The 20,178-nt window shown below is 68.7% G+C and carries 18 protein-coding genes and 2 pseudogenes; 3 read left to right on the top strand and 17 right to left on the bottom strand.

The genetic code is table 11. The features are described 5' to 3' along the window. Nucleotides 1-19: 19 nt before the first annotated feature. The 6 genes and pseudogenes from nhaA to KB201_RS08540 all read right to left on the bottom strand — a co-directional run bounded on the left by nhaA (nt 20) and on the right by KB201_RS08540 (nt 5,318). Entirely contained in the window at nt 20-1,345 is a 1,326-nt protein-coding gene (nhaA, locus tag KB201_RS08565; protein WP_058250164.1) for a Na+/H+ antiporter NhaA, read from the bottom strand. A 130-nt stretch (nt 1,346-1,475) separates the two neighbouring features. Further along, nucleotides 1,476-2,869 (bottom strand): annotated as a pseudogene (locus KB201_RS08560) (HNH endonuclease). Between the two features lie 148 nt (nt 2,870-3,017). After that, a complete protein-coding gene (locus KB201_RS08555) occupies nt 3,018-3,473 on the bottom strand; it encodes a flavodoxin family protein (protein ID WP_078112286.1) in 456 nt (151 codons plus the stop codon). A 4-nt stretch (nt 3,474-3,477) separates the two neighbouring features. Continuing rightward, nucleotides 3,478-4,017: a hypothetical protein gene (locus KB201_RS08550; protein WP_065628941.1), complete on the bottom strand. Its 540-nt coding sequence runs from the start codon at nt 4,015-4,017 to the stop codon at nt 3,478-3,480. 2 nt (nt 4,018-4,019) lie between these two features. Next, nucleotides 4,020-4,769: a 4-hydroxy-tetrahydrodipicolinate reductase gene (dapB, locus tag KB201_RS08545; protein WP_078112443.1), complete on the bottom strand. Its 750-nt coding sequence runs from the start codon at nt 4,767-4,769 to the stop codon at nt 4,020-4,022. A gap of 66 nt (nt 4,770-4,835) precedes the next feature. Continuing rightward, nucleotides 4,836-5,318 (bottom strand): Lrp/AsnC family transcriptional regulator, encoded by a 483-nt coding sequence (locus KB201_RS08540; RefSeq protein ID WP_058250145.1) that lies wholly within the window; start codon nt 5,316-5,318, stop codon nt 4,836-4,838. Nucleotides 5,319-5,464: 146 nt separating this feature from the next. Here KB201_RS08540 and ald point away from each other — a divergent pair, with 146 nt between their 5' ends. After that, nucleotides 5,465-6,580, top strand: coding sequence for an alanine dehydrogenase (gene ald, locus KB201_RS08535; RefSeq protein ID WP_078112285.1), 1,116 nt, complete (start codon nt 5,465-5,467; stop codon nt 6,578-6,580). On the opposite strand, the gene KB201_RS08530 is transcribed toward ald, so the two are convergent. Further along, nucleotides 6,581-7,357, bottom strand: a complete 777-nt coding sequence (locus KB201_RS08530; protein ID WP_078112284.1) for an NRDE family protein — start codon at nt 7,355-7,357, stop codon at nt 6,581-6,583. Nucleotides 7,358-7,363: 6 nt separating this feature from the next. Continuing rightward, nucleotides 7,364-8,846: pseudogene (locus KB201_RS08525) on the bottom strand (putative nucleotidyltransferase substrate binding domain-containing protein). A gap of 136 nt (nt 8,847-8,982) precedes the next feature. On the opposite strand from KB201_RS08525, the gene KB201_RS08520 reads away from it, so the two are divergent. Further along, the gene (locus tag KB201_RS08520) at nt 8,983-9,723 is read left to right on the top strand and encodes a hypothetical protein (protein WP_078112282.1); all 741 of its coding nucleotides are present in this window, start codon (nt 8,983-8,985) and stop codon (nt 9,721-9,723) included. Nucleotides 9,724-9,794: 71 nt separating this feature from the next. Here the strand turns inward: KB201_RS08520 and KB201_RS08515 are convergent, their stop codons facing one another. The 3 genes from KB201_RS08515 to KB201_RS08505 all read right to left on the bottom strand — a co-directional run bounded on the left by KB201_RS08515 (nt 9,795) and on the right by KB201_RS08505 (nt 13,942). After that, nucleotides 9,795-12,098 (bottom strand): polyribonucleotide nucleotidyltransferase, encoded by a 2,304-nt coding sequence (locus tag KB201_RS08515; RefSeq protein WP_078112281.1) that lies wholly within the window; start codon nt 12,096-12,098, stop codon nt 9,795-9,797. 485 nt (nt 12,099-12,583) lie between these two features. Beyond that, nucleotides 12,584-12,853, bottom strand: a complete 270-nt coding sequence (gene rpsO, locus KB201_RS08510; RefSeq protein WP_004021887.1) for a 30S ribosomal protein S15 — start codon at nt 12,851-12,853, stop codon at nt 12,584-12,586. Between the two features lie 120 nt (nt 12,854-12,973). Continuing rightward, the gene (locus KB201_RS08505) at nt 12,974-13,942 is read right to left on the bottom strand and encodes a bifunctional riboflavin kinase/FAD synthetase (protein ID WP_078112280.1); all 969 of its coding nucleotides are present in this window, start codon (nt 13,940-13,942) and stop codon (nt 12,974-12,976) included. 100 nt (nt 13,943-14,042) lie between these two features. On the opposite strand from KB201_RS08505, the gene KB201_RS08500 reads away from it, so the two are divergent. After that, the gene (locus tag KB201_RS08500) at nt 14,043-14,711 is read left to right on the top strand and encodes a metal-dependent transcriptional regulator (RefSeq protein ID WP_078112279.1); all 669 of its coding nucleotides are present in this window, start codon (nt 14,043-14,045) and stop codon (nt 14,709-14,711) included. Nucleotides 14,712-14,733: 22 nt separating this feature from the next. Here the strand turns inward: KB201_RS08500 and truB are convergent, their stop codons facing one another. The 6 genes from truB to rbfA are packed head-to-tail and all read right to left on the bottom strand — an operon-like array spanning nt 14,734 to nt 20,114. Beyond that, on the bottom strand, nt 14,734-15,633 hold the full coding sequence (truB, locus tag KB201_RS08495; protein WP_078112278.1) for a tRNA pseudouridine(55) synthase TruB: 900 nt from the start codon (nt 15,631-15,633) through the stop codon (nt 14,734-14,736). A gap of 1 nt (nt 15,634) precedes the next feature. Then, nucleotides 15,635-16,291, bottom strand: a complete 657-nt coding sequence (locus KB201_RS08490; protein ID WP_078112277.1) for a 4'-phosphopantetheinyl transferase — start codon at nt 16,289-16,291, stop codon at nt 15,635-15,637. Further along, nucleotides 16,288-17,289 (bottom strand): metallophosphoesterase, encoded by a 1,002-nt coding sequence (locus KB201_RS08485; protein ID WP_175401038.1) that lies wholly within the window; start codon nt 17,287-17,289, stop codon nt 16,288-16,290. Before KB201_RS08485 ends, KB201_RS08490 begins: the two co-directional genes overlap by 4 nt. A 28-nt stretch (nt 17,290-17,317) precedes the next feature. Next, a complete protein-coding gene (locus KB201_RS08480; protein ID WP_176455893.1) occupies nt 17,318-18,667 on the bottom strand; it encodes an MATE family efflux transporter in 1,350 nt (449 codons plus the stop codon). Nucleotides 18,668-18,705: 38 nt separating this feature from the next. Beyond that, on the bottom strand, nt 18,706-19,662 hold the full coding sequence (locus KB201_RS08475) for a bifunctional oligoribonuclease/PAP phosphatase NrnA (RefSeq protein WP_058250134.1): 957 nt from the start codon (nt 19,660-19,662) through the stop codon (nt 18,706-18,708). Beyond that, on the bottom strand, nt 19,659-20,114 hold the full coding sequence (rbfA, locus tag KB201_RS08470) for a 30S ribosome-binding factor RbfA (RefSeq protein WP_078112274.1): 456 nt from the start codon (nt 20,112-20,114) through the stop codon (nt 19,659-19,661). Before rbfA ends, KB201_RS08475 begins: the two co-directional genes overlap by 4 nt. Nucleotides 20,115-20,178 lie beyond the last annotated feature (64 nt).

The following is a 20,178-nucleotide window of genomic DNA, read 5'->3' as shown; positions in this document are numbered from 1 at the left end:
CTTCCCCCAGTTTGCGCTCTCACCGTTCTTGTTGTTGATACACGTCCGGGATGCCGTCGTGGTCGTCGTCGCGCATCTCCTCTTCGGCGATCCTTCGATAGTGCCGGTTGCGCATCCGCAAGATCACCGCTGCGGCCGAGGCGGCGGTCAGCGAGCCGACCAGGACACCGATCTTGACGTACTCGGCGCGTTGGGAGTCCGGGTCATACGCCAGGTCCCCGATGAGCAGGGAGACCGTGAACCCGATGCCGGCGAGCATCGCGACACCGGTGACGTCGATCCATCGGATGCTGGCGTCGAGGGTGGCCCGCGTGAACCTGGCCAGCATTGCGGTGGTGCCGACTATGCCGGCCGTCTTGCCGGCCACCAGACCGAAGATGATGCCCAGCGCAACAGGACTGGTGAGCGCCTCGCCCAGCCCGCTCAATCCGCCGATCGTGACGCCGGCGGCGAAGAAGGCGAACACCGGGATGGCGAAGCCGGCCGAGATGGGTCGGATTCTGTGTTCGAAATGCTCTGCCAGGCAATGCCGGGTATCAGTCTGGTCGCTCTCGGTCCGACGGAGCACCGGGACCGTGAAGCCGAGGATGACGCCGGCGACGGTGGCGTGGACGCCGGACTCATGGACGAACGCCCACGTGAGCGCGGCCAGTGGCAGCAGGAGCCACCACGAAGTGATCCGCCGCTGCACGAGGAGGGCGAACGCCGCGAGTGGGATCAGGGCCAGGGCCAGCGCGGTGCCGTTGATGGAGTCGGTGTAGAACACCGCGATCACCGTGATGGCCAGCAGGTCGTCCACGACGGCCAGGGTGAGCAGGAAGGTACGCAGTGCGGCGGGCAGATGCGTCGAGATCACGGCCAGCACCGCGACCGCGAAGGCGATGTCGGTGGCGGTGGGAATGGCCCAGCCCTGCACGGCTCCATCCCCCGCCCGCATGGTGATCGCGACGAAGATGAGTGCGGGAACAGCCATTCCACCGACCGCCGCGGCGATGGGCAGCGCGGCCCGCGCGGGGTCGCGGAGGTCGCCGGCGACGAACTCGCGTTTCAGCTCCAGTCCGACGACGAAGAAGAAGATGGCGAGCAGACCGTCCGCCGCCCAGGTGGCCAGGGAGAGATCAAGGTGCAGACCGAGCGCGTCGGACCCCACATGGATGTCACCGAGGCCGAAGTAGGCGGCCGACCATGGCGAGTTGGCCCATACAAGGGCTACGACCGCGGCGACGAGCAGCAGCATGCCGCCGATGGTTTCGCGCCGGAAGATGTCGGCGATGCGGGAAGCTTCGGGCCAGGAGCCGCGCGAGAAGAGCGTCGGGGTGGCCCGACGTGAGTCGGTGTCAGTCATGGTGCGTACGGAGTCCTTCGTCGGGTGGGCTACGTACGCGTCGTGGCCGCCCCCTCGTGCAGGGCTCACCGTCAACGCGCAGCCGACCAGACTTCCCGGCACACCGCGTGTCAGTCTAACAGCTAGGCGCCTACGCGGCCCTCTGCACGGCGGGATCGGAGCGAGTTGCGTTGCGTGCCTTCCACTCCCACACGGCGTAGAGCACCTCGGTGGTGTAACCCAGGTCCATCCGACCACCGCCGACCGGGATGGTCGCGTCTGCGTCTATCCGGGCGTTCGGCCGCCACCCAACCGGTCTCTCGGTTGGGGGCGCCGCCTCGATCTCCGAACCGTCCGGACGATGAAAGGTGAACCGTTGCTCACCATGTGCGGTGATCGAGAACTCACCCCGATGCAACGACCGATGACACGACCCACACAACAAGATCAGATTGTCCGGATCCGTCCGCCCACCCGCCGACCAGAACACCACGTGATGGGCATGCAGATGACGCGTCCGACCACACCCCGGCACCTGACAACACCGATCCCGCACGAACAACGCCCGCACCAACGCCTTGTTCGGCGCCCGCTTCCGACGCCCCACCCCCAACAACGCCAACTTTCCCGGCCGCCCAGGCATTCCGCGGCTCACCACATCCCGCGTCGACGCCCCGCACCGGGCTTCGTCCACCTCGACCTCCGACAATGCCGGACCGTCATCGAGATGAGCATGCTCCACCCCGTCACCGGCATGGATCAGGATCTCCGCACCCGGTGCGAGATCGGGCATCGCGATCCCCTCGTGCACCATGTCGGCCATCGCCACCACCGCCGGCGCCACATTCGACGGCACCTGCCGCCACAGATCCCGCCGCCGCGACGGAACCACCTCCGAATCCTCAGGTGCCGAACCGGCTTCAGTGTTCCGCGGAACACTCTTCACCGTAGGTAGATCCGGGTCATCGCAGGTCCGGGTGCGTTCATACTCCGCCCGCACCGACCCCGCCAGGAACCGCGCCCCATCCAACGGACTCAACCGCAACGACACCGACAACGACCCATCCGCATTCCACTTCCACCGCCCGGTCGACTCCACCGGCGGCCGGCGTTCGTCTTCGACGCCACGGTTGCGGTCGATCTGGCCCATCGCCCGTACCGCCCGATCCAACTGAGACGCCGTCGTCGACAACGCCAGATTCACCAATTCCGCCTCACGCTCCGGCGTAGCCACCCGTGTCAGGGCGCGGACCTTCGAATACGACAACCGGCCTTCGCCAAAGGCCCTGCGGATCACCGGCAACTCCCGTATCGCCTTGGCGACCCTCAACTGCTCATGCGCCGTTCGCGGTGCGATGCCGGCTTTCACGACAACCAGTGCGCCAGCGAGTGAATCCCCGGCCCCCGCCACGACTCCCGCTCGTTCAGTTCTGCCACCAGGTCAAGGAAATCCGCTGTCAGCGCAGTGATCTGCGCGGCATACCCCAGCACACGGCCCTCGAGCACCTCATCCGTCAGCGACGCCGGAGCCGCACCATCGAACATCGACGACGCATCTCCACCGCAACGAAAAGCACTGACCCCCAACGCAACCCCCTGAACCGAGCGAGAAGTACAGGAACAAGGTATCGCCAGGCACCGACAATTCCTCGAGCCTCAACCCGAGGTCACGAGTGTTCCGCGGAACACTCGTTCATCCCTCCATCAACCCCGCGGCCACCGTCGCACCCAGCTCCCAGCACGCTTCGCGATCGTCCTTGCTCGGCGCACCGGAGACGATGACGTACTCGGCGGCCTTGGTCCAGCCGAGGCCGGAGGTGATCGAATCGACCGCTCGCACAGCCCCTTCGGTGCCCTGGTTCCCATGCAGGTACAGCCCGAACGGCCGACCCTGAGTCGAGTCGAGGATCTGGTAGTAGCTCACGTCGAACGCGTGTTTCAGTGCGCCGCTGATGTATCCGAGGTTGGCGGGCGTGCCGAGGAGGTAACCGTCGGCGTCGAGGAAGTCGGAGGCGGTGACGGCGAGCGCCGCGCGTCGGATCACCTCGACGCCTTCGATCTCGGGGTCGGTAGCACCGGACACGACTGCCTCGAACATCTCCTGGCATGCCGGTGACGGGGTGTGGTGGACGATGAGCAGCCGGCTCATCGGACTACTGCTCCCGGCCGTGGTACTGGGCGACAGCCCGTTTCATCATCGAGCGGGCACGGGTGCGGTCGCCGGCGTAGTCGTAGGCACGGGCGATGCGGTAGGTGTTGCGCCAGTCGCTCGGGTCGGCCTCCCATTCGGCCTTCACCTGGGCGAAGAGTTCGTCGGCCGCGTCGCGCTCCATCCGGCCCGATGCGCGGTGCGGCAGGTTCGAGATGTCGAGTTCACGTCCCTCGTCGGCCATGATGGCGGCTAGTTTCTGGTGCTCGAGGCCCGCCCGCAGCGTCGCGTAGACCAGCCACGCCCCGATCAGCGGCAGCGCGATCACGCCCAGACCGAGACCGATCCCGGCGGCCGACCCGGAGGCGATCAGCTGGAAGCCACGCCATCCGAGCAGGACGAAGTACACGATGAGCGCCACGACGAGAAATGCGATCATCCAGACGATCGGACGGGAGTCCTTCTTCCGCGGGCCGAGTCGGGGTGCGCCGCCCTCGGTGTCGTCGTCGTGAGCTGGCTCGTTCGGCGGGCCGGAGGAGGTCATCGTCAGAGGTCCATCAGTTCTTCGAGCCCGATCGTGAGTCCCGGACGGCCGGCGATGCTGCGCACGCCCAGGAGCACTCCGGGGGCGAACGACGCCCGGTCGAGGGAGTCGTGCCGGATGGTGAGCGTCTCGCCTTCGGTGCCGAGCAGCACCTCCTGATGTGCCACGAGTCCCGCGAGGCGCACCGAGTGGACACGTACGTCGTCGACGACCGCGCCGCGGGCGCCGTCGAGTTCCTCGGTCGTGGCATCGGGACTGCGTCCGACACCGGCCTCGGCCCGCGCGCGCCCGATCAGCTCTGCCGTCCGATAGGCGGTTCCCGACGGCGCGTCGGCCTTGTGCGGGTGATGCAACTCGATGACCTCGACCGAGTCGTAGTACTTGGCGGCCTGGGAGGCGAAACGCATGGACAGCACTGCGCCGATCGCGAAGTTGGGTGCGATGAGGACGCCGACACCGGGGTTCTCCGACAACCAGCCGCGGACGGTGTCGAGGCGTTCCTCGGTGAATCCGGTGGTCCCGACGACGGCGTGAATTCCGTTGGCGATGAGGAACTTCAGGTTGTCCATGACCACATCGGGATGGGTGAAGTCGACGACGACCTGGGTCTCGGTGTCGGTGAAGAACTCGAGTGAGTCACCTTTGTCGACGCCCACGGTGTAGGTGAGGTCGTCGGCATTCTCGACCGCCGCGACGATCGCCTGCCCGACCTTGCCCTGGCTGCCCAGGACGCCCACCTTGATACCGCTCATGTCCACCTCTTCGTGTCGTGTCCTGCCGGCCGAGTCGCTGCCGGGCCAGTCTAGTGGCGTCTCTCCTCAGAAGATCGGGGCACCGCCGCGGCGGTGTTCGAACACCAGCGACGTGGTGGTTCCGGCGACCTCCGGCCGGCCGTTGAGTCGTTCGACGAACTGGCGCAGAGCCTCGGTGTCGGCGGCGGCGACATGCAGCAGGTAGTCGTCGGTGCCGGCGAGGAAGAACACGTCGATCACCTCGTCGTGGGTGGCGATCTCGCCGACGAAGCGCCGGATCTGACCGCGCGCGTCGGACTGCAGACTGACGGCGACCATGGCACGCAGCGGGCGCCCCAGCGCCGCCGGGTCGACGTCGGCGAAGAAGCCGCGGATGATGCCGAGGTCGACGAGCCGACGCAGTCGGCCGTGGCAGGTCGACGCGGCGATGCCGACGCGCTGCGCCAGTTCGCTGTTCGGCATCCGCGCATCGGACTGCAGCAGGCGGAGCAGCTCCCGGTCCGTCGCGTCGAGTTCACCGGCCCGAACATCCTTCGGTGTGGTGGCCATCGCACCCTCCGTCCTCACACGATCGTCGGCAGACCGAGCTGCACGAGAATATTCTTCCGCACGATTGTGTCATGGCCGATGTTCCTTCACTCTGAAAACAAGTTCATCGAGGAACGTTCAGGAGACCACAACCCGACGGAGTCATCATGCGCATCGGCATCCCCACCGAGATCAAGAATCACGAATACCGCGTGGCCATCACCCCCGCCGGCGTCGCCGAACTCCACCAGCGCGGCCACGACGTGATCGTCCAGGCCGGCGCGGGCGAGGGATCGGCCATTGCCGACAACGACTTCAAGGCCGCCGGTGCACAGATCTTGGGAACCGCCGCCGCGGTCTGGGAGCAGGCCGAACTACTGCTGAAGGTGAAGGAACCGATCGCCTCGGAGTTCGCGCTGATGCGTCGGGATCAGACGCTGTTCACCTACCTGCACCTGGCCGCCGGCAGGGCCTGCACCGACGCGTTGCTGGCGTCGGGCATCACCTCCATCGCCTACGAGATGGTCCGGACCGCCGACGGCGCGCTCCCGTTGCTGGCCCCGATGAGCGAGGTCGCCGGACGCCTCGCACCGCAGGTGGGTGCCTATCACCTGATGCGTTCGGCGGGCGGTCGGGGCGTACTCATGGGCGGCGTGCCGGGAACCGAGCCCGCCGACGTGGTCGTTCTCGGCGGTGGCGTCAGCGGCGTGAACGCGGCGCAGATCGCGCTCGGCATGGGCGCCCAGGTCACCGTCTTCGACATCGACATCGCCAAACTCCGCTCGATCGACGCCCGCTTCGGCGGCCGCGTCCACACCCGGTACAGCACGGCCCTGGCAGTCGAGGAGGCGGTCGTCGGTGCCGACCTCGTCATCGGGGCCGTCCTCGTGCCGGGTGCTAAGGCACCGGTCCTCGTCTCGAACAGCACGGTCGCCCAGATGAAGCCGGGCGCGGTGCTCGTCGACGTCGCGATCGACCAGGGCGGCTGCTTCGAGGACTCTCGACCCACCACCCACGACGACCCGACCTTCGCCGTCCACGACACAGTCTTCTACTGCGTCGCGAACATGCCCGGCAACGTCGCGCGTACGTCGACACAGGCGCTCACCGGTGCGACCCTCCCCTACGTCCTCCGGCTGGCCGATTCGGGACCGGAGCAGGCGTGCGCAGCCGACCCGGCACTCGCCTCGGGACTGAGCACGCGGCACGGTCAACTGTTCACCGCCGAGGTCGGCGCCGCACTCGACCTGGACGTGTCGCCAAACCCCCACGCGCACAACTGATCAGAACGTCAGCGTGGTGGTTCCGCGGCGTCGGCCCCGCCAACCGTAGCGGCGCTCGGTCATCGATCCGTGGCCGTCGTACCCGACGCGCAGCAGGGTCGATGCCCGGGTCCCGTACCCGGGGATGTTGATGAACATCGGCGACAACGCCGCCTCGGCCTGTGGCCCGACGCCGGTGTCGGGCAGACGCGTCGGGTCGGGCCGATCCTGGTCGGCCAGCATGGCGAAGTAGGACTCGTCCGCAGACCCAGCCGACCCGCCGCCGTCTGCCTCGACCAGCCCACTCAACGCCGCCGCACCGTCGACGACCTTCGGCCAGTCGTTGTCCAGGGCACCGTTCGAGAGACCGTGCACACCGTCGGCGACCCGCTCGGCGCGCGGTTCCGGCCAGTTGGTCATCCACCACAGCTCGTCCCGATCGGCGATGAGCAGATTCACCGGATCGTACGCGGCCGCATCGTCGAGGACCCGGTGGGCGTACACCTTCGGGTCGTCGTCGCCGATCAGATAGTCCACGGGAAGTTGTCCGCGCGAACGGATTCCGGCCCGTCGAGCCGGCCCGACACGGACGTTGGTGACCATGGCCACCCGGTCGGGGATCTCGGCCGAGACAGCCATCCACGTACCGCCGGCGACGGCGTCGCGACCGCCGAGGATCGGCAGGTCGTCCCAGTGCGACAGCGCGAAGGTGCGGCGACGGTGTTGCTCGTCCCGATTGGCGGCCACGATCAGCCGCTGAGTGGGGTGTGCGTTCCACGCAAAAAGGATCAGGCACATCGGGTTTCAGGTCACCTGCTCGGTTCCGGGGATGAGTCGGCTCATGGTCGACATGCGGCGCTGCACTCCGGCGATCTCGCGCACCGCCTGCCCGAGCAGGCTGCGGTCCAGCGGGGACAACTGCCTGACATCGAACCGATCGCCGGGCGGATCACCGTTGTCGAACTGTGCGACCTGATATCGCAGCCGAACGCGCTGCAGCACATCGAAGACCTCGATGAGCGTCGACGCCTGATCGGTCGGCAGCATCTCGCTGCCGGACGCCGCGCGCAGACGGCCGCGGGTGTCGACGTCGGTCGAACCCACACTGACCGCGGCCCACCGCGCGATGTTGACGAGCGGTGTCACCGCATGCCCCTTGATGTCGACGATGTTGCCCCGGCCGGTCAACACATCCCGCCGGGACCGCAGCCGGGCACGCGTCGAAAGGGTTTCGGCCAGCAGCAGATTCATCGTCCGGGGGTCACGCCGCAACCCGGTTATCATCGCGACCGCGGGCGTCGCCGACACCGCGTCGCGCCCACGGACCGGCCGGCCGTCGAGCATCAGCGATGTGAAGATCATGCCCTTGCCGGCGAGCGGATCATCGATCCACGCACGCGCCGCCGTCTGCCACTGCGTGTGGGTCCGCGCGAACAGCGGCTTCGACGCGACGGCGCCGTTGTCGTCGACCCGCAGTCCCGCGTTCCGCACCACCTCGTCGACCTCACCGAAGGCTGCCCGATAGCGTTCGATCTCGCCGCCGGCCGAATCGTCGAAGGAGACAGCCGAATCCACGTCCGAGCTCAGCACCGGCTCCCGACGTGCGTTGCTGCCCAGCGACAACCAGGTGAACGCTGCGGGGTCGAGTTCGGGGTGTGCGGTCAGGACGACATCGAGCGCGCGACCGACGACCGCGTCGACGATCATGGAAGCCGCGCGCGCGATCTCGTACGGCGGTCGGTCCCGGGCGAACCTGATCGGCCACGAACTGCGGCAGCCTGCGCGCGTGCCCCTGCAGCTCCTCGACGTCGATCGAACGTCGGATCTGTTCGCGCAGCGGGATACCCGCACCGACGGGGTCGGCGACGAAATCCCCCGCCCCGACGACACCGATCACCTCGCCGTCGGCGCCACGGACGGGGACGATCGCCAGATCGCGGTCGACGAGCTCGGTCAGCACGTCCATCGACGCCGCACCGGCATCGACGACGAACGCCGGTTCCGTGACGATCTCCCCGACCGAGGTGTCGATGCTGCGGCCGGCCGCGACCACCTCGGCCCGGATGTCGCCGTCGGTCAGCACGCCGAAGCGCCGGTCCGGCAGCGGGATCACCACGTAGTCCTGTCCGCGCTCGGTCATCAGCGCGGCCGCCTGGCGGACGGTCATGTCGGCCCGGCCGATCACCGGTGCGGTGCGGAGCAGTTCCGCGACCGTGCTCGCCGCAGAGATCCCACCGGCGTCCCGACGCCGCGCCACCGTCAGCCTCGGCTTCTCGTCACCGGCCATGTCTGCAGAGTCTAGGCGGGCCCGGGGTCTCCGAAGACCGTCGGCCGGTCGAATGATTCGGAGTCCGGCCGGCACACCGCGAGGCCCGGGTTCGGCTCGAAGGGAGCAGACACCCTCTCGGAGCAAAGGACCCCCGATGATCAAGCCGCACGTCGCCGCCGCGACCACCCTGCTGGCCGCTCTGGCCGTGGCAATGGGCACGACCGCCCCCGCAGCCGCCATCACGCCCGAATACGCCGACACACTCACCGCCGGCCAGGGCATCCTGATCGGCGACGGCCTGTGTTCCATCGGCTTCTTCGGGACCAACGCCGACGGTGATCGCCTCGCCGTCACGGCCGGGCACTGCGCCGAGGGCGTCGGCGACGAGGTCACCACCACCGACGGCGAGACGATCGGTGAGGTCGTGGACTGGCAAGACGACGGCGGCACCCCCGACGGGTCGATCACGCTCGCCGATCCCCGCGGTTACACCGTCATCGCGATCGAGGACGACTGGGAGGTGGAACCCGTCTTCGCGACGGCGGCCGACCCCGAGGTCGGCGAACCGGTCGCCAAGACCGGCGAACGCACCGGCACGACCGTCGGCACCGTGACCGCCCTGCTGCATCAGGACGCCGCGCCCGAGCATCGGCTCGTCAACGCCGAACTCGTCGTCCTCGGCGGGGATTCGGGTTCACCGTGGTACCAGGAGACCCGTGGCGGACGGTATGTCCTCGTCGGGATCTCCTCGAGCGGCAACTTCGGCACGCAGAACCCCGACCAGGCGATCTCGACGGCCCAGACCATCGAAGGCCTCTACGAGCAGATCGCCGGATCCGGGTCGGCCTGGACCGACGGCTTCGAGATCAGCTTCGACACCGCCGACCGATCCTGACGCCGGCTTCCAGACGACACCGGGGCCCGCCGTCCGCAATGGACGACGGGCCCCGGTGGGTCGTACTCAGATCAGGCGTCGGCCTTCACCGCGTCATCCTTGACCGCGTCGGGGGCGGGTGCGTCGGCCTTGTCGGCGTCGTCATCGACCGGGACGAGGCTGATCTTGCCGCGCTCGTCGATGTCGGCGATCTCGACGCGGAGCTTGGAGCCCACGTTGACCACGTCCTCGACCTTGTTGATGCGCTTGCCCTTGCCGAGCTTCGAGATGTGCACGAGGCCGTCGCGACCCGGGAGCAGCGACACGAAGGCGCCGAACGCGGTGGTCTTGACGACGGTGCCCAGGAAGCGCTCCCCGACCTTGGGCAGCTGCGGGTTGGCGATCGCGTTGATGCGGTCGATCGCCGCCTGCGCGGACGGACCGTCGGCCGCGCCGACGAACACGGTGCCGTCGTCCTCGATGGAGACGTTGGCGCCGGTCTCCTCGGTGATGCCGTTGATCGTCTTGCCCTTCGGGCCGATCAGCTCGCCGATCTTGTCCATCGGGATCTTGATGGTGGTGATCCGCGGCGCGAACGGGCTCATCTCGTCGGGCTCGTCGATGGCCTCGGCCATGACGTCGAGGATGGTCAGTCGGGCGTCCTTGGCCTGACTGAGCGCACCCGCGAGCACCTGCGACGGGATGCCGTCGAGCTTGGTGTCGAGCTGCAGGGCGGTCACGAAGTCCTTGGTGCCCGCGACCTTGAAGTCCATGTCGCCGAAGGCATCCTCGGCGCCGAGGATGTCGGTCAGTGCGACATAACGGGTTTCGCCGTCGACGGTGTCGGAGACGAGGCCCATGGCGATACCGGCGACCGGGGCGCGCAGCGGCACACCGGCATTCAGCAGCGACATGGTCGACGCACAGACCGAGCCCATCGAGGTCGAACCGTTGGAGCTCAGTGCCTCGGACACCTGGCGGATCGCGTACGGGAAGTCCTCGACGCTCGGCAGCACCGGCACCAGGGCACGCTCGGCGAGCGCACCGTGGCCGATCTCGCGACGCTTGGGCGATCCGACGCGACCGGTCTCACCGGTGGAGTACGGCGGGAAGTTGTAGTGGTGCATGTACCGCTTGGACGTCTCGGGTCCGAGCGAGTCGATCTGCTGCGCCATCTTGACCATGTCGAGTGTGGTGACGCCCATGATCTGGGTCTCGCCGCGCTCGAACAACGCACTGCCGTGGGCGCGCGGGATGATCGCGACCTCGGCCGAGAGGGCACGGATGTCGGTGATGCCGCGGCCGTCGATGCGGAAGTGGTCGGTCAGGATGCGCTGCCGGACGAGCTTCTTGGTCAGCGACCGGTAGGCCCCGCCGATCTCCTTCTCGCGGCCCGCGAACTGCTCGCCGAGCTGCTCGAGGACGTCGGCCTTGAGCTCGTCGGTCTTGTCGTCGCGCTCCTGCTTGCCGGCGATCGTCAGGATCTCCGACAGGCGATCGGTGGCGGCGGCCGCCACCGCGTCGTAGGCATCCGACTGGTATGCCGGATACAGCGGGAACTCGGCGGTCTCCTTGGCCGCGGCGGCGGCCAGGGACTTCTGCGCCTCGCAGAGGCGGGCGATGAACGGCTTGGCGGCTTCGAGGCCCTCGGCGACGATCGCCTCGGTCGGTGCCTGCGCGCCGCCGGCGATGAGGTCGATGACGTTGTCGGTGGCCTCGGCCTCGACCATCATGATCGCGACATCGGCGCTGTCACCGGAGCCGGCGACGATGCGGCCCGCGACGACCATGTCGAACACGGCGCCCTCGAGCTGCTCGACGGTCGGGAACGCGACCCACTGCCCGGCCTTGTTCTCCTCGGTCGGGATGAGCGCGACACGCACGCCGCCGACCGGACCGGAGAACGGGAGACCCGCGAGCTGGGTGGAGGCGGACGCGGCGTTGATCGCGACGACGTCGTAGAGGTCGTTCGGGTTCAGCGAGAGGACGGTCACGACGACCTGGATCTCGTTGCGGAGACCGTCGACGAACGACGGACGCAGCGGACGGTCGATGAGACGGCAGGTCAGGATCGCGTCGGTCGACGGACGACCCTCGCGACGGAAGAACGACCCGGGGATTCGGCCCGCGGCGTACATCCGCTCCTCGACGTCCACGGTCAGCGGGAAGAAGTCGAAGTGCTCCTTCGGGTGCTTCGACGCCGCGGTGGTCGAGAGCAGCATGTTCTCGTCGTCGAGGTACGCGGTGACCGAACCGGCGGCCTGCAGCGCGAGGCGCCCGGTCTCGAACCGGATCGTGCGGGTGCCGAAGCTGCCGTTGTCGATGACGGCGGTCGCCTCGGTGATGGCGTCGTCGTAGTCGTCGGCGAAGTCTTCGGTGGTGTTCACATCTGTCATGTGGGGTGGAATCCCTTCGTAGCGGCTGCCGATGGCGGCCGTCTGACGCGGCCACGAGAAGGTGGCCGCTTGTGCGGTTGGGGGTGGCCTTCGCGGAGGTGCGCAGCACGAACTCACGTGTGACGTCGAGCGAGCTCGCACAGCAGCGCACGCGCGGATCGGACCTACCCAGAACGCGCCGAGAATGTGCGGCAGCACGGTGAATGGCGCAGCATGTCTGCGCCGGCTGAGTGCTCAGACGGCCTTCGATCGAAGCGGCCGGAATCCTGCGCGCCCGAGGGTTGCCCGGGCGAGGGTTCCGGCGGCCACTACCGAGGACCGATCTGGCTGGTCGTTCCGCACTGCCTCGAGTTCCGGCACGATCCGTCTGTCAGCGTATCACCGCCGACTGTCGATACCTCAATACGACAACCCCCGATACGACAAACCGGCCGCCCCCGTCTCGGGGGCGGCCGGTGGAAGTCGGGAGATCAGCGACGGTGGAGTCAGCGACGGAGGCCGAGACGCTCGATGAGCGAACGGTAGCGGTTGATGTCGACCTTGGCGACATACTTCAACAGACGACGGCGACGGCCGACCAGCAGCAGCAGACCGCGGCGGCTGTGGTGATCGTGCTTGTGCTGCTTCAGGTGCTCGGTGAGGTCGGTGATGCGCTTGGTCAGCATCGCGACCTGGGCCTCGGGCGAGCCGGTGTCGGTCTCGTGCAGACCGTACTCGGCGAGGATTTCCTTCTTCTGCTCGACAGTCAAAGCCATGGAGATACTCCTGTTTCTCAGTACCGCGTCCGAAACAACCACGGTGCGCCACCGCGGACTGCAGCAACACCGACTGATCAGGCTACCGCCCGGGTGGCACCCGGCCCAAATCCACCGGGCTCAGCCCTCGGCCGCCGCCAGGATCTCGCGCGTCTTCGTCACGTCGTCGCCCATGGCGGTGATCAGGTCGTCGACCCCGTCGAACTGTTCCATCCCGCGGATGCGGTGCACGAAGTCGACGGCGACGTGCTGCCCGTAGAGGTCGGCGCTCTTGTCCAGGACGAACGCCTCGACCGTTCGGGTGCGGCCGGAGAAGGTGGGGTTGGTGCCGACCGACACCGCGGCCTGGTAGCGCTCCCCCGGTTCGACCTCGCCGACGACCGGACCCGCGCCCAGGATCGTGAACCAGGCGGCGTAGACGCCGTCGGCGGGGATGGCGGCGTACATCGGCGGGGCCACGTTGGCCGTCGGGTATCCGAGGTCGCGGCCACGGCCGTCGCCGCGCACCACCACTCCCTCGACCCGATGCGGACGGCCGAGCGCCTCGGTCGCGCGGTCGACGTCACCGGCCGCGACACACGAGCGGATGTAGGTCGACGAGAAGGTCACCGCATGTTCACCGAACAGCGAGACCGATTCCACCGAGAAGCCGAACTTCCCACCGAGTTCGGCGAGCTTGGCCACGTCGCCGGCCGCCTTGCGTCCGAACGTGAAGTTGTCGCCGACGACCACGACGGCCGCGTGCAACGTCTCCACGAGGATGTCGTGGGCGAAGTCCTTGGGCGACCGGGCGGCGAGTTCGGGTGTGAACGGCATGACGCAGAAGACGTCGATCCCGAGCTCCTCGGCCAGCTCGGCGCGCCGTGTCAGCGTCGTCAGTTGCGGCGGATGGGATCCCGGGCGGACCACCTCGGACGGGTGCGGGTCGAACGTCATCAGCACCGCCGGGACGCCGTGCTCCTTCGCCGCCTTCGTGGCGGCGTTGATGAGCTCGGCATGTCCCCGGTGAACACCGTCGAAGACACCTATGGTGACCACGCACCGTCCCCAGCCCGCGGGGATGTCGTCCAGACCTCGCCAACGCAACACGCGACCAGACTACGGGCACCCGGTGTTCCAAACCACCACCGCCACTCGCGTTTGCGGTGGGGTTAAGCTCTTGGTCATGCCTCGGGGAACGGATCGTCCGGTGACAGAACTGTCACAGGTGACCCAGGACTATCTGAAAGTGATCTGGACCAGCCAGGAGTGGGAAGACGTCAAGGTCACCACCAAGCTGCTGGCTCAATCCCTCGGCGTGTCCGCATCGACCGCGTCGGAGGCGATCCGCAAACTCGCCGACCAGGGCTTCGTCTCGCACGAACCGTACGGCGCGGTCACCCTCACCGCCGCGGGCCGGTCCGCCGCAGTCCTGATGGTGCGCCGCCACCGGCTGATCGAGACCTTCCTGGTGCGCGAGCTGGGCTACCGCTGGGATGAGGTCCACGACGAGGCGGAGATCCTCGAACACGCGGTGTCCGACCGGCTGATGGCCCGGCTCGATGCGAAACTCGGCTTCCCCGACCGGGATCCGCACGGCGACCCGATTCCCGCACTCGACGGCTCGATCCCCGCACCGGACGCGGCGCTCCTGGCTGACCTGGAGGTCGGGGCGTCGGGCGCCATCGCCCGGATCTCCGACACCGATCCCGAGATGCTGCGCTACTTCGACCAGGTGGGCGTCGCCCTCGACTGTGTGGTGACCGTCGCCGAGAAGCGCCCGTTCGCGGGCACGATCTCGGTGTCGCTCGACGACGGCGATCCCATCGACCTCGGCGACATCGCCGCGCGCGCCATCTTCGTCGTCCCGCGCGGCTGACCCGTTTCGGCGGCAGGGCGCGTCAGCGCAGGGTCGCCGGCCGCACCACCATCACCGAACTCGCGCGGCGTCCCTTTTCCTGGATCAGCGCGATCGCCTGTTCCCGCGGATCGACGACGACATAGATCTCCTTGCGGCCGATCGGCTCCAGCCATCGACCCTGACTGATCGACTCGGCCTCGTCGTCGTCGATGTCGCGGCGCGGGAACGAGATCTTGACCGCCTCGTCGATGTCGAGGCTGACGCGGGGCTCGTCGCGGACGTCGTCGAGTGTTCGCGCGTGGTCGAGGGTGAACGGGCCGACCGCCGTCCGCCGGAGTTCGGTCAGGTGCCCGCCGACCCCGAGCGCGGCGCCGAGATCGCGCGCCAGTGACCGGATGTACGTGCCCGACGAACAGTCAACGGCCACATCGAGATCGACGCACGCCGCGTCGCGCCGGGCGTCGAGCAGCTCGAAGCAAGACACGGTGACCGGGCGCGGCGCGAGGTCGAAGTCGGCTCCCGTCCGCACCAGTGCGTGCGCTCGCCGGCCGTCGACCTTGATGGCGCTGACCTTCGCCGGGACCTGCTGGATGTCACCGGTGAGATCGGCCATGGCCGTGGCGATGTCGGCGTCGAGGACCCCGGATGCGTCTGCCGTGTCGAGGATCTCGCCTTCGCGGTCGTCGGTCGTGGTGGACGCGCCGAGTCGGATCGTCGCCGTGTACGACTTCGTCGTCAGCGACAGCAGTCCGAGAAGCTTTGTGGCCCGCTCGATCCCGACGACCAGGACCCCGGTGGCCATCGGGTCGAGGGTGCCGGCGTGCCCGACGCGGCGGGTGTTGAAGATCTTCCGGCATCGGGAGACGACATCATGGCTGGTCATCCCGGCCGGCTTGTCGACGACGAGTAGGCCGGCGTTCTCGATGGTTGCGTCGGCCACGTCAGGTCAGCGCGATCGTGGTGGTGATGATGCCGCGCTCGACCAGCCAGCGTCCGGAGAACTCCAGCAGCGGCGGCCCACCGTCGGCGGCGGCCGGGTCGATGAGGATGCGGGAGGTGAACGTCCCCGACGTCGGGGTGGACTGTTCGAAGGTGATGTGGGCGTCCTCGAAACCCAACCAGCGCTTCGCGACCGGGAACCAGGCCTTGTAGGTGGCCTCCTTGGCGCAGAACAGCAGCCGGTCCCAGTGCAGGTCACCCGACCGGGTCGCGAGCACCTCGCGCTCGGCGGGCAGGCTGGTGTGCTCGAGCACACCGTTGGGCAGGCGGTCGTGCGGCTCGGCGTCGATGCCGAGGGACCGCACCGACATCGCGTACGCGACCGTCGCGGCGCGGTAACCGTCGCAGTGCGTGAGGCTCCCGACGATCCCGGCCGGCCACACGGGTGCCCCCTTGTCCCCCTTGAGGATCGGGACGGGCTCGTAACCCAGCTCGCCCAGCGCCTGCCGGGCGCAGTGGCGGACGGTGGTGAACTCGCGACGACGCTTCTCCACCGCGCGCGAGATCAGGCTCTGCTCGGCCGGCAGCAGGACGAGATCCGGTGGATCGGCGAACGCCTCCGCCGAGGCGACGCCGGCCGGCAGGAGTTGTTCGATCATCGGTTGTCCTCTCGCGCTTGCCGTTCCGCTTGCCGCTCGGCCTGTCGTGTTCGTCGTTCCGCCTGCCGCTGCTCGACCCGCTGCCGGAACTCGGCGGCGCGTTCGGCGTAGTCGGGCGGCAGATCGAACCGGACGCCGTGCTCGGGCAGATCGGACGCGCCGAGCCCGTCTCCGGGAACGATGTTGCGCATCAGGGGGTTCGGGAGTCCCCGGCGCTTCCATTCCCGCGGGTAGCCGACCGACACCTCCTCGAACCGGATGCCGTCGTACCAGGTGGTCCGGGGGATGTGCAGGTGTCCGTACACGCAGCAGGCCGCGTTGAACTCGGTGTGCCAGTCGGCGGTCAGCTCACTGCCGCACCACAGCGCGAACTCCGGGTAGATGAGCGCGTCACACGGTTCGCGGCGCAGCGGCCAGTGGTTGATGAGGACCGTCTTCTCGGCGGGGTCGATGGCCTGCAGCCGACGCCGGGTGATCTCGATCCGCGCCCGTCCCCACGCGTCGCGAGTCGGGAACGGTTCGGGTGACAGGAGGAACTCATCGGTCGCCACCACATTGCGTTCCCGGGCGAGCGCGAGCGCGGTCAGTTTGTTGGCCGTGCCCTCCGGGCGGAAGGTGTAGTCGTACAGCAGGAACATCGGGACCACGCGGACGGGATCGGAGCCATCGCCCGGATCGAACAGCGGGTAGATGTCCTCCGGGGTCACCACGCCGATGTCGCGGCAGGCCTGGACGAGGTAGTCGTACCGCGCGACCCCGAACACCTGCAGCGGGTCCTTCGCCGTCGTGTACAGCTCGTGGTTGCCCGGCACCCACACGACGGTGGCGAACCTTGCCCGCAGACGACGCAGGGTGTCGACGATGTCGTCGGTGCGTTCGGCGACGTCACCGGCGACGATGAGCCAGTCGTCCGGCGAGGTCGGCCGGATGCTGTCGATGATGTGCTCGTTGCCCCGATGCGCGATGTGCAGATCGCTGATCGCCCACAGAGTAGCCACGAGGATCCATCGTGCCAGAGGACCGCGATCAGGCGCGGACCGCACCTGCCCGGCGCCACCGGCCGGACCGGATCCGCCACACCACGGTGGCCAGACGCACGAGCATGAACACCACCAGGCCCGACCACACACCCGCGAGTCCCCAGTCGAACACGAGCGACAGCCAGATCAGCGGCAGGAACCCGATCAGGGCGCCGGCGAGGGTCGCGGTGCGCAGGAAGGCGGCGTCGCCGCTGCCGAGGAGCACGCCGTCGAGCGCGAAGACCACGCCGGCGATCGGCAACATGCCGACGAAGAACCACCAGGGCACCCCGACGGCGTCGAGGACGGCGGCGTCGGAGGTGAAGATGCGCGGGATGAGCGCCGCACCGGCCGCGAAGAGGGTCGCCATCGCGGTGGCGGCGACCACGGACACCGCGGTGACGCGCCGGGCGACGGAATCGGCTGCGCCGAGTCGTCCCGCCCCCAGCGCCGCGCCCACCAGCGCCTGCGCGGCGATGGCCACCGAGTCGAGGAACAGGGCCATGAACTCCCACAGCTGCAGCACGAGCTGATGCGCCGCCACCTGGGCGACACCGAAACGCGCCGCGACCGCGGCCGCCGAGACGAAGCAGATCTGGAACGACAGACTCCGCACGACCAGATCCCGCGCCATGACCAGCTGCGCGCGGATGATCGACCAGTCGGGTGCGAAGGCGCGCGAACCGGACCTGTCGGCTCCCGCCGCGACCCGCCGTGCCTCGCGGACCACCCGCACGGCGAACAACACTCCCGTCACGCCCTGTCCGATCACGTTGGCCACCGCGCTGCCGTCCAGACCGAGACGCGGGAACGGGCCGACGCCGTGGACCAGTCCGACGACGAGGACCGCGGCGAGGGACAACCCGACCACGACGTAGACGACGGGACGACGAGTGTCCTGGACGCCGCGCATCCACCCGTTCCCGGCCATCGACAGCAGGATCAGCGGGACACCGAACATCGCGATCCGCAGCCAGCCCGCCGCATCCTCGGCCACCGCGGCGGACTCCGGCGACGACGTCCCGACCAGCAGACGCATCACGACCGGGGCGCACGGGTAGGCGACGGCGACGATCAGGACGCCGACCGCCACCGCTATCCAGCTCGCCTGCACGCCTTCGACGACGGCGCCGGCCCGGTCACCGGAGCCGAAGCGACGCGCGGAGCGGGCGGTGGTGCCGTAGGACAGGAAGGTCAGCTGCGTACTGACGATCGAGAGCACCAGGGTGCCGACGCCGAGAGCGGCCAGTTGTTCGCCGCCGAGGCGTCCGACGACCGCCAGGTCCAGCAGGAGGTACAGCGGCGGCGCGATGAGGACGGCGAGAGCCGAGACGGTGAGGGTGGCGATGCGTGCCACGCCCGGGGCGTCCCCGGCATCCGGCTCCGACGCGAGGCTCAGAGCGACTCCAGCAACCTGGCGACCACCTCGTCGGCGGTACCGGTGTCGCTGTACCCGGAGGCCTGACGATGCCCGCCGCCGCCGTGCGCCCGGGCGATCGGTACGAGATCGACGATGTCCTTGGACCGCAGCGAGACCGTCCAGACACCCGGCTCGCCCTCCTTGAACACCGCTGCCACCTCGGCCTCGCGAGCGGTCCGGATGGTGTCCACGACGCTCTCGGACTCCTCCCAGCTCATCCCGGCCAGCGCCTGCTGGTCGACCACGGCGTACACCAGACCCTCACCGTCGCAGGCGGTGGGTACGAGCTGCGCCGACGCCAGGACACCCGACATCATCGAGAACCAGGCGAACGGATGGGAGTCGAACAGGATCCGGCTCCACTTCCGCGTGTCGACGCCGGTCTCCAGAAGCCGGGCCGCGACCCGGAACGACGCCGGACGGGCCCACCGGAACGAGCCGGTGTCGGTGCTGAGGCCGGCGTAGACGCAGGTGGCGATGTCGGCGTCGAGTTCGACGCCCAGGTCGTCGAGGACGTCGAGCACCAGCACGGCGGTGCAGTCGGCGGCCGGGTCCACCAGGTCGAGATCGCCAAAACCGGGGTTCGACGCGTGGTGGTCGATGACGATCGAGGTCTGCGCCGCGGTGAACGTCTCACCGAGCGAGTCCAGCCGCTCGAGGTTGGCGGCGTCGACCGCGACCACCAGTGGGTGTCCGACGACCTGCGCCGGAGCGCACAGCAACTTGCCGCCGGGCAGCCCGGCGAGCGAGGCCGGGAGCTGTTCGGTCCCCGGGTAGGAGACCTCGACGTCGACGCCCCGGCGGTCGAGTGCCAGCCCCAGCGCCAGACCGCTGCCGATCGTGTCCGCATCGGGCCGGACGTGACAGCAGATGGTCACCGCGGTTGCGGAGGCCAGCGTCGCGGCGATCGCCGCGCTCGACGAACTGCTCACTCGCGGGTACCGGTGGTGTCGTCGTCCGCCGACCGATAGGGGTCGGAGTCCCCCGCCGGCTTCGCCTCGGCGGCGCGTCGGGCGACGAGTTCGTCGTTAGCGCGGGCGCGGGCGACGAGCTCCTCCATCTGACGCGCGGCATCGGGAACCGTGTCGAGTACGAAGCGCAGGGTCGGGGTGAAGCGCACCCCGGTACCCGCACCGACCTTCGACCGCAGCACGCCGGTCGCCTTCGCCAGACCCGCGGCCGCAGCCTCGAAGTCGGGTTCGGCGTCGATGGATTCACCCATCACGGTGTAGTAGATCGTCGCATCGTGGAGATCGTTGGTCACCCGGGCATCGGTGACAGTCACATACGCCAGTCGCGGATCCTTGATCTCGTGCGCGATCGCCGACGCGACGATCGACGAGATCCGCTTGGCCAGGCGCTGAGCCCGTGCCGGATCTGCCATTCCAGGACTCCTTCCATAGCGCTGCGTGCGCGCCGACCGGAGACCGGTCGGCGCGCACCACAAC

Origin of the sequence: Gordonia sp. SCSIO 19800, assembly GCF_018132775.1 — a bacterium.
In the GTDB taxonomy this organism is placed as follows: domain Bacteria; phylum Actinomycetota; class Actinomycetes; order Mycobacteriales; family Mycobacteriaceae; genus Gordonia; species Gordonia hongkongensis.
The sequence above is the reverse complement of the archived record's forward strand: the minus strand, read 5'-3'. Positions and strand labels throughout refer to the sequence as shown.

Excerpts from the sequence above, each read along its gene's own strand:
- nhaA (WP_058250164.1), bottom strand. The coding sequence starts at position 1,345 with ATGACTGACACCGACTCACGTCGGGCCACCCCGACGCTCTTCTCGCGC.
- KB201_RS08555 (WP_078112286.1), bottom strand. The coding sequence starts at position 3,473 with ATGAGCCGGCTGCTCATCGTCCACCACACCCCGTCACCGGCATGCCAG.
- KB201_RS08550 (WP_065628941.1), bottom strand. The coding sequence starts at position 4,017 with ATGACCTCCTCCGGCCCGCCGAACGAGCCAGCTCACGACGACGACACC.
- dapB (WP_078112443.1), bottom strand. The coding sequence starts at position 4,769 with ATGAGCGGTATCAAGGTGGGCGTCCTGGGCAGCCAGGGCAAGGTCGGG.
- KB201_RS08540 (WP_058250145.1), bottom strand. The coding sequence starts at position 5,318 with ATGGCCACCACACCGAAGGATGTTCGGGCCGGTGAACTCGACGCGACG.
- ald (WP_078112285.1), top strand. The coding sequence starts at position 5,465 with ATGCGCATCGGCATCCCCACCGAGATCAAGAATCACGAATACCGCGTG.
- KB201_RS08530 (WP_078112284.1), bottom strand. The coding sequence starts at position 7,357 with ATGTGCCTGATCCTTTTTGCGTGGAACGCACACCCCACTCAGCGGCTG.
- KB201_RS08520 (WP_078112282.1), top strand. The coding sequence starts at position 8,983 with ATGATCAAGCCGCACGTCGCCGCCGCGACCACCCTGCTGGCCGCTCTG.
- KB201_RS08515 (WP_078112281.1), bottom strand. The coding sequence starts at position 12,098 with ATGACAGATGTGAACACCACCGAAGACTTCGCCGACGACTACGACGAC.
- rpsO (WP_004021887.1), bottom strand. The coding sequence starts at position 12,853 with ATGGCTTTGACTGTCGAGCAGAAGAAGGAAATCCTCGCCGAGTACGGT.
- KB201_RS08490 (WP_078112277.1), bottom strand. The coding sequence starts at position 16,291 with ATGATCGAACAACTCCTGCCGGCCGGCGTCGCCTCGGCGGAGGCGTTC.
- rbfA (WP_078112274.1), bottom strand. The coding sequence starts at position 20,114 with ATGGCAGATCCGGCACGGGCTCAGCGCCTGGCCAAGCGGATCTCGTCG.